At 45.5% G+C, this 14,454-nt stretch carries 3 protein-coding genes and 9 pseudogenes; 9 read left to right on the top strand and 3 right to left on the bottom strand.

The window, feature by feature from the left end; genetic code table 11:
• Positions 1 to 55 precede the first annotated feature (55 nt).
• A pseudogene (gene rlmD / locus JCM14505_RS01695) lies at positions 56 to 1,488 on the bottom strand (23S rRNA (uracil(1939)-C(5))-methyltransferase RlmD).
• 146 nt (positions 1,489 to 1,634) lie between these two features.
• Here rlmD and argS point away from each other — a divergent pair.
• Together argS and murI are read left to right on the top strand one after the other, a co-directional pair.
• Positions 1,635 to 3,322 (top strand): annotated as a pseudogene (gene argS / locus JCM14505_RS01690) (arginine--tRNA ligase).
• A gap of 89 nt (positions 3,323 to 3,411) precedes the next feature.
• Positions 3,412 to 4,208 (top strand): annotated as a pseudogene (gene murI, locus JCM14505_RS01685) (glutamate racemase).
• A 46-nt stretch (positions 4,209 to 4,254) separates the two neighbouring features.
• Here murI and argH read toward each other — a convergent pair.
• Positions 4,255 to 5,641: pseudogene (gene argH / locus JCM14505_RS01680) on the bottom strand (argininosuccinate lyase).
• Positions 5,642 to 5,644: 3 nt separating this feature from the next.
• Positions 5,645 to 6,274, bottom strand: a pseudogene (locus JCM14505_RS01675) (adenine nucleotide alpha hydrolase family protein); the annotation flags it as partial.
• Here JCM14505_RS01675 and JCM14505_RS09335 point away from each other — a divergent pair.
• The 7 genes and pseudogenes from JCM14505_RS09335 to gatA form a co-directional block, all read left to right on the top strand.
• Positions 6,258 to 6,347: pseudogene (locus JCM14505_RS09335) on the top strand ((S)-acetoin forming diacetyl reductase); the annotation flags it as partial. The pseudogenes JCM14505_RS01675 and JCM14505_RS09335 sit on opposite strands and share 17 nt — an antisense overlap.
• Positions 6,348 to 6,547: 200 nt before the next feature.
• Positions 6,548 to 7,102, top strand: a complete 555-nt coding sequence (locus JCM14505_RS01670; protein ID WP_082405583.1) for a glycoside hydrolase family 73 protein — start codon at positions 6,548 to 6,550, stop codon at positions 7,100 to 7,102.
• Between the two features lie 79 nt (positions 7,103 to 7,181).
• A pseudogene (gene pcrA / locus JCM14505_RS01665) lies at positions 7,182 to 9,458 on the top strand (DNA helicase PcrA).
• Between the two features lie 2 nt (positions 9,459 to 9,460).
• A pseudogene (gene ligA, locus JCM14505_RS01660) lies at positions 9,461 to 11,495 on the top strand (NAD-dependent DNA ligase LigA).
• A pseudogene (locus JCM14505_RS01655) lies at positions 11,492 to 12,596 on the top strand (CamS family sex pheromone protein). Before ligA ends, JCM14505_RS01655 begins: the two co-directional pseudogenes overlap by 4 nt.
• A gap of 66 nt (positions 12,597 to 12,662) precedes the next feature.
• Positions 12,663 to 12,974 carry an Asp-tRNA(Asn)/Glu-tRNA(Gln) amidotransferase subunit GatC gene (gene gatC, locus JCM14505_RS01650; protein WP_054652424.1) on the top strand — a complete coding sequence of 104 codons (312 nt, stop codon included), beginning with the start codon at positions 12,663 to 12,665 and terminating at the stop codon, positions 12,972 to 12,974.
• 6 nt (positions 12,975 to 12,980) lie between these two features.
• The gene (gene gatA / locus JCM14505_RS01645; protein ID WP_054652423.1) at positions 12,981 to 14,453 is read left to right on the top strand and encodes an Asp-tRNA(Asn)/Glu-tRNA(Gln) amidotransferase subunit GatA; all 1,473 of its coding nucleotides are present in this window, start codon (positions 12,981 to 12,983) and stop codon (positions 14,451 to 14,453) included.
• Position 14,454: the final 1 nt, after the last annotated feature.

Below are 14,454 nucleotides of genomic sequence, written 5' to 3'. Positions count from 1 at the left end.
AAGGCGCCGTCGAAAAAAGCTGGCAAGGAAATTTTCATTTCTCGCCAGCTTTTATTTATGCATTAGGATTTAAACTTAATTTAACAACAGCTTCGCACCGTGGAGTTTGGGGCATCATATCAACCGGTTGGATATAGTCCACTCGATAGGTAGGGGTAAGCCGTGCCAGGTTTCGTGCCAACGTGGCCATGTTACAAGAAACGTAGGCGAATTTAGTGGGATTTTCCGCTAAAATTTGTTCAATTAAGGCTTGATCAAGGCCGGTCCGTGGTGGATCGACAATTAAGGCATCAAAGTGGAGTCCGGCAGCGCGCCATTGTGGCATCAATTCTTCAGCCGTCCCGACTTCGTAATGAGCATTATCAATCCCGTTTAATTGCGCATTGTGGTTGGCATCATCAACGGCCGCTGGAATAACCTCCATCCCGCGGACTTGTTGGACCCGGTTGGCGAGGGATAAGCCAATCGTCCCAATCCCCGCGTAGGCATCAATGAGCGTATCGGTTGGCTGTAAGTCGACCGCTTGGGCGGCTTCTTCATACAATGTCTCGGTTTGTTCCGGATTTAATTGTAAGAAGGAGCGTGCTGATAATTGAAAATCCAGGCCCATTAATGATTCGGTAATGGTTGGGCGCCCGGCTAACAGCATTGTTTCGTCACCCCAAACCAGAGGTGTATCACCGGGATTGAAGTTTTGCATAATGGAAACGACGTTGGGGAAAGTCGTTTGCAAACGTTCAATGAGGCGCCGTTTTTGCGGTAATTTTTTTACTGTTGGTAATAAACGTAACCTGAATTTCATTCGTGCTAGCTGATTCACGGATGGCAATAGTTTTGATAATCCCACTATTGGTAGCTTCATCATAGATGGGGAGTTGCAATTCTTCAATCCAAGCAACGAGTTGCCGCATCACTCTCATTGTGGCCGGCATTTGAATCGCACACGTTTCCATATCAATGACGTCATGGCTATTAGCGCGGTAAAGGCCGGCGACAACGTGGCCATCAACTTGGCGTAGTTGGAATTGGGCTTTATTGCGGTAACCATAAGGGTGGGGGGCCGGAATCGTATCACGGACTTCATAGTGTTTGTAGCCTCGCGGTTTAAATTTAGCTAAGCTATCTAGCACGACTTGGCGTTTAAATTTAAGTTGTTCAGCATAAGCTAAGTGTTCTAATTCAAAGCCCCCAGCTTCTCCAGCATAAGCATCTCGTGGGGTTACGCGGGCCGGACTAGGAGTTCGCAGTTGATGAATTTTAGCTTCTAAGTATTTCTCGTGAATTTTGGTCACTTCGGCAACAACGACTTCGCCAGGGAGAGCGCCGGGTACAAAACAAACTTTGTGTTTGAAGTAGCCAATTCCTTGGCCTTCAACCCCAAGTTTTTTTGATGGTTAAGGGAAAGCGATCCCCGAGATTAACAATCACTGGGGGCGTAGGGCGGTGACTGGTCCGCGGACGCCGCCGTCGATCAAATGGTTGTGGCATAATGAAAATCCTTTCGTCTTGTAATGATTTTATTATAACTTAAATTTAAGAGACATGCTGAGAATGATTGAATCACAGTGTAGTTCCTTGGTATAATAGTTCGGTATGAATAAGTTTTAACTGCTAGAAAATAAGCGGAGGAACCAATGGACGAACAATTACAAATCGCGCAAACGCTCCAAGCGGTTTTGCCGGATTTAACCATCGATGACATTTTAAATAAGCTTGAACGGCCAAAGGATAGTGAACACGGGGACTTTGCATTCCCAACGTTTTTCTTGGCTAAGACCTTGCGGAAAGCACCACAAATGATTGCCGGAGACTTAATCGCGCAATTAGATACAACGGGGTATCAAAAGGTCGAACAAGCCGGTCCATACATTAACTTTTACATGGACCAAGGGCAAGTTGGGGCTAATATTTTAACGGAAATTTTGCAAGATCCAGCGAACTACGGGCGGCGTAATCTCGGTCACAATGCTCATGTAACGATGGATTACTCATCACCAAACATTGCCAAGCCAATGGGGATGGGGCATTTACGTTCCACGATGATTGGGGAAGCAATTGCCCGGATTTTGGAAAAAGAATATTATCAACCAGTCCGGATTGATTACCTTGGTGACTGGGGAACCCAATTTGGGAAGATGATGGCCGCCTACAAGATGTGGGGGGACGATGATGAAATTGCCAAGGACCCAATTAACACGCTGTTGTCATACTATGTGCGGATTAGTAAGGAAGCTGAAGATCACCCTGAATACGATGACTTAGGCCGGGAATGGTTTGCTAAGTTGGAAAATGGGGATGAAGAAGCCCGGCGCTTATGGAAGTGGTTCCGTGAAATTTCCTTAGAACGTTTCCAACGGGTTTACGACATGTTAGGGGTAGATTTTGATTCATACTCTGGGGAAGCCTTCATGGCACCAAAGATGGATGAACCAATTCAACTCTTAAAGAACAAAGGCATTTTAAAGCCAAGTCAAGGGGCACAAATCGTTGACTTAGACAAATACGATTTACCACCATTGTTAATTATCAAGAGTAACGGGACAACGACCTACATTACGCGGGATATTGCGGCTGCCCTTTACCGCAAGCGGATGTATGGCCACGTGAAGTCACTTTACGTGGTGGGGGCTGAACAAGAATCCTACTTTAAGCAATTACGGGCTGGATTAAAGGAAATGGGCTTTACTGGTACGACCAAATTGAACATATTTCTTTTGGGTTAATGAGCTTGAACGGGAAGAAGATGTCCACCCGGAAAGGGAACGTGGTTTCCTTAGAAGACGTCTTGAACGATTCAATTCGCCTTGCTCGGCAACAAATTGCCGAAAAGAACCCAACGTTAGCGAACGCCGATGAAGTTGCGAAGCAAGTTGGGGTCGGTGCCGTAATTTTCCATGACTTGAAGAACAACCGGCGGAATGCCATCGACTTTAATCTTGATGAAGTGGTGAAGTTTGAAGGGGAAACCGGTCCTTACGTACAATATTCACGGGCCCGGGCCGAAAGTCTGTTACGGAAAGGAAACAAACGGGACTTTAGCACGACGGACTTAACGCAAATTGGTGAAGCTGAATGGGAAATTGTTTCCTTTATGGGCCAATTCGCGGATGCAATTGAACGGGCAGCGAAGAATTACGACCCGAGTGTGATTGCTAAGTACGCTTTAGAATTAGCCAAGCGATTTAACCGTTACTACGCCCATACGCGGATTTTAGATGATGAAGCGTTACGGGATACGCGGTTAGCCGTGGTGCAAGCGGTTAGTCATGTCCTTAAGTACGCGTTACTCATGTTAGACGTGCAAGCACCAGACGAAATGTAATTAAAGCTAATTAACCGCCAAGGGAGCGCTCCCCTTGGCGGTTTGTGTTATGATAGAAGTACTTAGTTTAACTTGAAAGGGGGAGCCAAATGGATAATCGACCAATTGGGGTCATGGATTCTGGGATTGGTGGTTTGTCAGTGGTGCGCCAATTAAAAGCCCAATTACCTGGTGAATCAATTATGTTTATTGGTGATCAAGGACATTTCCCGTATGGAACGAAGACCGATGAAACAATTCAAATGTTTGTGCAACGCATTGCCAATTATTTTGTTGTGCATGACGTTAAGTTAATGGTGATTGCATGTAATACGGCTACGGCGGCCGCGTTACCATTGTTACGGCAAACCTTGCCCATTCCAGTGATTGGAGTAATTGAACCAGGGGCCAAGCGGCGCTCGCAACTGGGGCCACTCAAATTGGGGTGATTGCCACTGATAGCACGATCCATTCCGGGGCGTATGAGCAACAATTAACGTACCTGAATCCAACGGTTCAAGTAACTAGTCTTGCGACGCAACCGTTAGTGCGGGTGGTCGAAACTGGTCAAACTGGGACCCCGGCTGCTTTAGCCGCGGTTCAAACTGCTTTAGCACCGTTAGTTAACCAACCGATTACAGCGTTAATTTTAGGGTGTACGCATTTTCCATTTTTAACCCCTGAAATTCAACAAGTGCTTGGACCGCAAGTAACGTTAGTTGATCCAGCGATTGCGACGGTCCAAGCCGTGCAACGTCACCTTGAAGCAACTCAGCAATTATCCAATGCTAGTCAAGGCCATTTAATGGCTTATAGTACTGGTGAGTTGTCCGATTTACAACGAGGGCTTGCGAAGTGGCTACCAGGGGTAACGCCCCAAAGCTGTGCAGAACTAAAATTAGATTAATTATAAAAAGCGCTCGCGATTGCGAGCGCTTTATTGTTAATAATAATTACGGAAGCTGAAGTTCTTGTTGGGCTTGTTTAACTTGGGATTCAACTTGGTCAAAGCCGGTACCACCGAGTGAAGTCCGCTGTTCAACGGCAACAGTGGGATCTAAAACGTGGTAAACATCAGCGTCAATCCGGGCATCAATCGCTTTAAATTGAGCTAATGATAAGTCTTGGAGATTTTGGTGGTTTTGAATTCCTTCGTAGACTAATTGCCCGACAATAGCATGGGCTTGCCGGAACGGAATCCCCTTAGCGGCGAGGTAGTCAGCTAATTCCGTGGCGTTACTGAAGTCATTTTGGACCGCCTGTTGCATTTGAGCGGTATTAACATGCATCGTTTCAATCATGCCGGTCATCACTTTTAAGCACGGAATAATGGTTTTAACGGTGTCAAAAACGCCTTCTTTATCTTCTTGCATATCTTTATTGTAAGCAAGCGGTAAACTTTTCATTGTGGCTAAGAGGCCCATTAAATGTCCGTAAACCCGTCCGGTTTTGCCCCGCGTGAGTTCAGCCATATCAGGATTTTTCTTTTGGGGCATAATCGAGCTACCGGTGGAGTATTCGTCAGCCATTTCTAAGTAATTAAATTCGTAGGAGCACCAACTAATCAATTCTTCACTAAACCGCGAGAGGTGCATCATCAAGATGGCAGCATTGCTTAAAAATTCAAGGGCAAAGTCCCGATCGCTGACAGCATCCAGTGAGTTGGTATATGGTTGTTTAAAGCCGAGTAATTGAGTGGTTTCTTCCCGATCAATTGGGAAGGTGGTCCCGGCTAAAGCGGCGGCACCAAGGGGCGAGAGATCAGTATGCTGTTGATTAAATTCAAACCGTTCGATATCCCGTTTGAGCATCGCGTAGTAAGCCGTTAAGTAGTGGCCAAACGAAATTGGTTGGGCGTGTTGTAAGTGGGTATAGCCAGGCATGATCGTGTGAATGTGTTGACTAGCTTGGTTAACAAGGGCGGTTTGTAATTGTTTGATGGCATCAATCACTAACGGCAACCGATGCTTTAAATATAAGTGGAAATCAGTGGCAACTTGGTCATTCCGACTCCGAGCAGTATGAAGTTTGCCCGCCACGGAGCCGATTTTTTTCCGTTAACAAGGCCTCTAAATTCATGTGAATATCTTCATGGGTGGCGTCAAAGGTTAATTGGCCCGCATTAAGTTCGGTTTGTAAGGTGTGAAGGCCCGCTGTAATTTGATCAGCTTCAGCAGCGGTTAAGATTCCTGTATCGCCCAACATTTTGACGTGGGCAAGCGAACCGGCTAAATCTTCAGCCGCCATTAATTGATCAAAGTTAATTGAGGCGCCGAATTCATCGACCCATTGGGATCCGGCGGCTTGAAACCGGCCACCCCAGGCAGTATCAATACTCATAATTTACTCCTTGTGATCGTGATGTTGGTGAACTTGGGCATAAACTTGAGTTGGAAGCCCCCAAAGTTTAATAAAACCATTGGCAGCTTCGTGGTCGAAAGAGTCACTACTTGTGTAAGTTGCCAAATCCTCATTGTAAAGGGAAACTGGTGATTGCCGCCCTTCACAGATAACATTACCTTTGAATAATTTAACCCGGACCACGCCGGTAACGTCTTGTTGACTGGCTTTAATAAAGGCCATTAACGCTTTAAATAATGGTGAGAACCATTGGGCGTTATAGATTAAATTACTAATTTCGTGTTCAACTAATAGCTTGTAATGACCTAATCCCCGTTCTAAGGTTAAGTTTTCTAAGTCTTGGTGGGCCTTAATTAAGACCGTGGCAGCGGGAGCTTCATAGACTTCCCGCGACTTAATCCCAACCAGCCGATTTTCGATATGATCAATCCGGCCGATACCATGTTGGCCAGCTAACTGATCTAATTGAGCAATGAGCGTCTCTAATGGAAGTTCTTCACCATTAAGCGCGACGGGGATCCCATGTTCAAAACTAATTTCGACGATGCTAGGGGTATCAGGAGTATCGTTAAGGTCGGTTGTCCGGTCGAAGGCATCAGCCGGAGTGGCTTTCTTAGCTGGCGAAGACTCCAATTACATGACGGGGCAAACCTTAGAAATTGATGGTGGGATGCAATTCCACTAAAATTAATTTGAATCAGATGAGGTCGGGAATTAACGGGATTCCGGCCTCATTTTTCATTTATGTTACAGGACTTAAAATTTGTGGTTAAGTACGGTATCATATAAGGTAATCATGTTTAATCTGGAGGAGCAATCAATGGCAAAACGACGCCGGCGGAAAATGAAATTAATCACGAAACTAATCATTAGTTTTTATCATTAATGATTGTACTCGTGGGGGCGTACTTTGGTCGGCACGCCTACATGAATTATCGCTTACGAATGGAACAGCAACAAACGATTGAACGGCAAGCCAAAGAAAAGCGGGACTTTATTAAACGCGTGGCCCCTGAAGCCCAACGGATGCAAGCTAAGTATCACGTGATGTCGTCAATTACGATTGCTCAAGCAATTTTAGAGTCGAATTGGGGCAAGAGCCAATTATCGAAAGAAGATAATAATTTGTTTGGAATTAAGGGGACCGGGGCCAATTCAAAGCTATTTACGACGCGTGAATATGTGAATGGTCAATGGATTACCATTAAGGGGCGCTTTAAGGTTTATGATAGTTGGGATGCATCGATTGCCGATCATACGCGTTTGATGCTCGAAGGAACGTATTATAAATCTGATAATTACGAACCAGTGGTGAAAGCACAAAACTATCAAGAAGCCGCGCAAGCGTTGCAAGATGCTAATTACGCAACGGACCCGAATTACGCACAAAAGTTAATTCAAATTATTCAAACATATGATCTCGATCAATATGATCGTTAAATTTTAGATACCCCAACTGCTTCGGCAGAGCGGGGTTTTTGCGTTTTTATTCCAGTTTACAGTTAAGGAGAGAGTAATCGTGAGTATTGAAGCAACATTATTACAAGGAATGAATGACAAGCAACAAGAAGCCGTGTTAGCCACTGAAGGACCATTATTGGTGATGGCCGGGGCGGGTTCCGGGAAGACACGGGTGTTAACGCACCGGATTGCGTACTTAATTGAAGCTAAGCATGTCTTGCCATGGCATATTTTAGCGATTACCTTTACCAATAAGGCCGCGCGGGAAATGCAAGAACGGATTGCCAATTTATTGGGGGATGACGCTAAAGATATTTGGGTTTCAACCTTCCACGCCTTGTGTGTGCGGATTTTACGCCGGGACATTGAGTTACTTGGGTACAACCGCGCCTTTACGATTGCCGATCCGAGTGAACAACGGACGTTAGTGAAGCAAATTTGTGGTGATTTGAATATTGATACGGAAAAATTTGATCCGCGCCAAATTTTAGCGGCGATTTCGAATGCCAAAAACGCAATGGAAATGCCGGCCACTTATCTGGCTAAACACCGCGGACCGTTCCATCAAATGGTGGGTCAAGTTTACACTCAATATCAACAAGCCTTACAAACTAATCAATCGTTAGACTTTGATGATTTAATCATGAAAACGATTGAATTATTTGAAAAGTCACCGGAAACGTTGCAACGTTACCAACAAAAATTCCAATACATTCATGTTGACGAATACCAAGATACTAACGATGCGCAATATCAATTGGTGAACTTATTAGCCAAGGGGTACCAAAATCTATGTGTCGTTGGGGACGCGGACCAAAGTATTTATGGTTGGCGGGGCGCCAATATGAACAACATTTTAAATTTCGAACGGGATTATCCTCAAGCCCAAACGGTGATGTTGGAACAAAATTACCGTTCCACCAAGACGATTTTGCAAGCGGCCAATGAAGTGATCGCCAATAACTTACAACGTAAGGATAAGAATTTGTGGACGCAAAATGAAGCGGGAGACAAGATTTCTTACTATCGGGCGCAAAATGAGCATGATGAAGCGCGCTTTATCGTGCAACAAATTCAAACCCTAATGCGGGAACAAGGTCGCCACGCCAATGATTTTGCCGTGCTTTACCGGACGAATGCCCAATCGCGGGTAATTGAAGAAACCTTCCTTAAGAGTTCAATCCCGTACACGATGGTTGGGGGCCACAAGTTCTATGACCGGAAAGAAATTCGGGATATTTTAGCGTACTTAACGTTGATTGCCAATCCCAATGATTCGATGAGTTTTATGCGGGTGGTTAATACGCCTAAACGAGGCATCGGAGCGACGAGTGTCGAACATCTCCGAGCCTTTGCAATGGATAATCATTGGCCCATGTTATATGCGGCGCAAAATGTGATGATGGCAACCGAATTAGGGGCAGCGGCGAAAAATAAATTGGAAGCCTTTGGGATGTTAATGGAAGACTTACGTGATCATGCTAAGGTGATGTCAATTACGGATTTAACGGATTATATTTTAGATAAGTCTGGCTATGATGAAGCTTACGTCAAGATAAGACCTTACAAGCCCAAGCTCGCCGGGAAAACTTAGATGAATTTAAGTCGGTAACGGCGGAATATGATAAGCAACACGCTGACGATGAGGTTGACCCATTAGAAAAAAATCGTGAATTTCTTAGCTGATTTAGCGTTAGTTTCGGATCAAGATGATGTGGATGAACAAGAACCAGCGGTGACGTTAATGACCCTACACGCGGCGAAGGGGTTGGAATTTCCAGTGGTGTTCTTAGTTGGGATGGAAACCGGAGTCTTTCCATTAGCGCGTTCAATGGAAAACAACGAAGAAATGGAAGAAGAACGCCGGTTGGCATATGTCGGGATCACGCGGGCCGAACGGAAATTATACCTAACGAATGCTTATTCACGGATGCTATATGGACGGGTGCAACGAAACCAACCATCCGATTTTGTGGATGAAATTGATGATCAATTAATTCAAAGTGAAAACCAAGGTGGCTTATCCTTTGGAAAAACCTCCCAAGGCCTTTACGGTGGTTATGCAAGTCAAGCCAGTCAGGCCACGACATACCGGTCAACGCCACGACGGACCCCAGGTAAAAAGGTGGCCCCAAAAGTGGCGAATACTGGGACGGGAGCTGATAAGGAAAGTTGGGCAACCGGTGATAAGGTCACGCATAAAAAGTGGGGAACGGGAACGGTGGTCTCAGTCAATGGAACCGGGACTGATATGGAATTAGATATCGCCTTCCCACAACAAGGGGTGAAGCGCTTGTTAGCAAGCTTTGCGCCGATTACTAAAGTTGAGGAATAACCATGGCAAACGAACAGTTAACCGAATTATCCAAGGACCAACTCGCAGCTAAATTGCCGGAATTACGGGCCCAATTGCGTCAATGGGGGAAAGAATATTACGAACAAGATGCACCTAGCGTCGCCGATTATGTCTATGATCAAGCCTATGCCGAATTAGTTGCGATTGAAACTAAGTATCCGGACTTAGTAACTCCGGATTCCCCCACCCAATTAGTTGGTGGACAAACCCAAGGTCAACTTGCCAAAGTACCGCATGAGCAACCAATGTTATCAATGGGGGATGTTTTTTCGCTCGATGAATTATTAGCATTTAATAATCGGTTAGCCAACCAAGTTGCAACTGAGGACTTAGCTTATAACCTGGAATTAAAAATTGATGGCTTGTCGTTATCATTAGTTTATGAAGAAGGACGCTTGGTCCAAGCGTCAACGCGGGGGAATGGCTTGGTCGGAGAAGATGTGACGGCCAATGTAAAGACGATCAAAAGTGTGCCCCAAACGTTACCCGAACCGTGGTCGCTTGAATTTCGTGGTGAATGTTATATGCCTAAAGCCGCCTTTGCCAAGTTAAATGCCCAACGAGAAGCAAATGGGGAACCGGTCTTCGCTAACCCCCGAAATGCGGCGGCAGGGAGTTTGCGGCAACTTGATTCAGCAGTTACGGCTGCCGAGAATTGACGGTCTTTATGTATTATGTGCCGGATTATGAAACGTTCGGCGTGACGACCCAAGTGGAAGCGTTGGAAAAAAAATGGCTGCGCTGGGCTTACCGGTTAATTTGGATAATCAAGTGGTGCGGACACCAGCTGAAATTAAAGCGTATATTGATCGGTACACTGCGCAACGTGATCAATTACCATATGGAATTGACGGGATTGTAGAAAAGGTGAACGATTTAACCTTACAAACCCAACTCGGGGCTACGGTGAAAGTTCCGCGGTGGGAAATTGCTTATAAATTCCCACCTGAAGAGGCGCCAACCGTGGTTCGAGCGATTGAATGGACCGTGGGCCGGACGGGAACGGTGACGCCAACGGCCGTGATGGATTCAGTCCAACTCGCTGGTACCACGGTGAGTCGGGCGTCCTTACATAATCCGGATTATCTACAAGCTAAAGATATTCGCTTAGGTGATACGGTGTTGTTGCATAAAGCTGGTGATATTATTCCGGAAATTGAACGGGTGGTCGTGGATCAACGACCAGCCGATAGCCAACCATATCAAATCCCAACGCATTGTCCGGTGTGTGAACACGAATTAGTTAATTTGGCGGATGAAGTGGCCTTGCGGTGCTTGAATCCGATGTGTCCAGCCCAAATTAAGGAAGGCTTGGCGCATTTTGTTTCTCGAAACGCCATGAATATTGATGGATTAGGACCGAAAATTTTAGAACAATTGTGGGATAAACAATTAGTTCATGATGTGGCTGGGTTGTATCAATTAACCTTGGCCGAATTGTTAACGTTAGATAAAGTTGGTGAAAAATCGGCGACTAAATTGCTAACTGCGATTGATCAAAGTCGCCAAAATTCAGCGGAACGATTACTATTTGGGCTCGGAATTCGTCACGTTGGGGGCAAAGCCGCCCAACTGTTAATGGCCGAGTTTGGAGATTTACCAACGTTGATGGCCGCGGATGAGGAGCAAATTGCGGCTGTAGATTCAATTGGACCGACGATTGCTGCCAGCCTTAAAACCTACTTTGCCAATCCGCAAGTTCAAACTTTAATTACTGAATTACAAACCGCTGGCGTTAATTTCACCTACTTAGCGCCAACGACCGCGAGCGATAATAGTGAATGGACGGGTAAAACGGTAGTCCTAACGGGGACCTTAACTACGATGAGCCGTTCAGATGCGAAGCAATGGTTGGAAGCGCAGGGAGCAAAGGTGACCGGTAGTGTTTCCAAAAAGACAGATTTATTAATTGCGGGAGAAAAAGCTGGTAGTAAATTAGCAAAAGCGCAACAATTATCAGTGCTCGTTTGGAATGAAACGCAATTCCAAGCGGCGATGGAGGAAGCAACAAAATGAAGCGGAAGTTAGTCAGTTTATCATTGGTCGTGAGTTTAGGACTCTTGCTTGCGGCTTGTGGCAATTCGAAAAGCAAGCAAATGACCACCTTATCAAACGGGAGTAATAATACTTACCGGACGGTGGTGGTGAATGGGAAGTATCTCGTTAGTAAGTCGCGAGGCGTGAATTTAGACAATGGGAACTCCATTACGAGCTTAAAGAGTTTTGATAGTGGGCTGATAAATGTGGCTAAACAAGAATTTGCCCCCAAAACGTATATTTTTCAAGAGGGACAATACTTATCTAGTCACACTATTAACCAATGGTTGGCTCGCAAATCAGAAAAGCATCCCCAAGGGTTAAATCCGGCCAAGGGAAGTAAAGATAATCCCAATCCAGAATATCTGCAACAAATTGAAGAGCAAGATTTTATGACACAATCAGGCAATCAATTATCGTTGCGGGGGATGGTGATTGGGATTGCGGTTAATTCACAATATCAGTATCAAAAGAAAGCTGATGGACCAACGTACACGAAGGACATTGAATCAAGTGAAGCCCAGGCTGCTGGGAAAGCCGCTGCCGCGAAAATGCAACGACTCCGGCAAAAAAAGGCGACGCAACGGATTCCAATTGTCTTTGCGATTTACCAACAAGCTGGTGATGAAAGTTTGGTTGGTGGGAACTTTGTCGCTTATACACGCGCTGAAGGAAATCAAATCCAACACTGGAAGAAGCTTGATTACCAAACCAAACTGTTACCAGAAGTCGAAACAACAACCACGAAGACCGATAAAAAAAGATGATGATACGCAAAACTTCACGAACTTTCGGGATCGGATTCAAAACTTCTTCCCGAATTTAAGTGGGGTGACGGCCCAAGCGCAATACTATAACGGCAATTTAAGCGGGATGAACGTGACGATTTCCACTCAGTTCTATAGCGAGAGTGAAATTCAGAGTTTTACGCAATATGTCGAACGCCAAGCTAAGAAGTATTTACCAAGTGGGGTGCCAATCGAAATTAAGATTCAAACCACGGATAATGATATCCAAGCGGTGGTTTATCGTGATGGAAACTCCGATAACTATAACCGCCACGTCTTCAGTGCTTATTAACGCGTTGAAGTGTGGTAAAATAAATGTTTGTAGATAATTGAATTTGATAGAAATGAGGACCGATGCATGGCAGCAAATTTAGACCGTGAACAGGTAAAGCACGTGGCCGAATTGGCCAAGTTATCCTTTACGGATGCAGAATTAGATAAATTTGTTCCACAACTTGAAGCAATTGTGGAATTGTTTGATCAATTAGAAGAAGTTGATACGACGGGCGTCGCCCCAATGACGACGGCCACGGATGAAGTTAATGTGATGCGTGAAGACGTCGCCGTTAAGAGTAGTGATGAATTGCGGCAAGCCTTACTCGATAATGCGCCGGAAACTGAAAATGGGTTAATCAAGGTGCCAGCAATCTTAGACGGAAGTGAGGACTAATTAACCATGGATTTTAACCAAACGGATATTACCCAATTACATGCTGATTTAGTGGCTGGGAAAGTAACGGCCACGGAATTAGTGGAAGCCAGTCTCAAGCGGATGGACGCTACGGAAGCTGATGTTAATGCCTTTGTGAACCGTAATGATGAAGCGGCCCTTAAGCAAGCCCAAGCTTTAGATGCAGCTGGGATTAAGGAAGACCAATTATTAGCCGGGATTCCTTTAGCGGTGAAAGACAACATTTTAACGCAAGGCTTAACGACGACGGCTTCTTCGAAGATGTTGGAACATTTCACCCCCGTTTTCGATGCCACGGTGGTGGAAAAATTAAACCAAGCTGGGGCAATCAATGTCGGGAAGACGAACCTCGATGAATTCGCAATGGGTTCCTCAACCGAAACGTCTTACTTTGGGACGACTAAGAACCCATGGGACTTAACACGGGTACCAGGTGGTAGTTCTGGTGGTTCAGCCGCGGCGGTGGCAGCTGGGGACGTCCTTGGTGCCTTGGGGACGGATACTGGTGGTTCAATTCGGATGCCATCCGCCTTTAATGGGGTTGTTGGGATGAAACCAACGTATGGTCGGGTTTCCCGTTGGGGCGTGATCGCCTTTGGTTCGAGTTTTGACCAAGTGGGGTGGATTACGCGGACGGTCAAGGATAACGCCATCTTGATGAGTGCCATTAGCGGTCAAGATGACCATGATATGACGAGTTCACACCAAGCGGTGCCTGACTTTGCAGCGGGCTTAGACGAAGCGAGTGTTAAGGGCTTACGGATTGCGGTGCCAAAGGAATACGTTAGTGACGCAATTGATGAAGATGTACGTGAAGTCATTGAAGCTGGGTTAAAGCACTTAGAATCACTCGGGGCGATTGTCGATGAAGTTTCCTTACCACACACGAAGTATGGGGTACCGGTTTACTACATCTTAGCGTCATCCGAAGCTTCGTCAAACTTACAACGGTTTGATGGGATTCGGTACGGGTTCCGGGCTGATGATGTGAAAAACTTGGAAGACGTTTACGTTAAGACACGTTCGGAAGGGTTCGGCGAAGAAGTTAAGCGCCGGATTATGTTAGGGACGTTCTCCTTATCTGCTGGTTTCTACGATGCTTACTTCAACAAAGCGGCTAAGGTTCGGCGTTTAATTGCCCAAGACTTTGAAAAGGTTTTTGAAGATCATGATGTGATTATCGGGGCGACGGGAGTTTCAACGGCCTTCAAGATTGGTGAAGATATTGATGATCCCAAGAAGATGTACTACAACGATATCTTAACGGTGACGGCCAACTTAGCTGGGGTGCCAGCGATGTCAATTCCAGCCGGCTTCTCCAAGAAGAATGGGATGCCAGTTGGGATGCAATTAATTGGGAAGAAGTACGACGAACAAACGCTTTACAACACGGCGTACGTCTTTGAACAAACTACGGATGCCCACAATCATCACGCTAAGTTAGGAGGAGACCAATAAG

Source organism: Limosilactobacillus equigenerosi DSM 18793 = JCM 14505, from assembly GCF_001311375.1.
GTDB classification, from domain to species: domain Bacteria; phylum Bacillota; class Bacilli; order Lactobacillales; family Lactobacillaceae; genus Limosilactobacillus; species Limosilactobacillus equigenerosi.
This window is presented reverse-complemented; position numbering and strand designations above follow the sequence as displayed.

Bases quoted from the DNA above. Each gene is read 5' to 3' on its own strand.
- JCM14505_RS01670 (WP_082405583.1), top strand. From the start codon at position 6,548: ATGATTGTACTCGTGGGGGCGTACTTTGGTCGGCACGCCTACATGAAT.
- gatC (WP_054652424.1), top strand. From the start codon at position 12,663: ATGGCAGCAAATTTAGACCGTGAACAGGTAAAGCACGTGGCCGAATTG.
- gatA (WP_054652423.1), top strand. From the start codon at position 12,981: ATGGATTTTAACCAAACGGATATTACCCAATTACATGCTGATTTAGTG.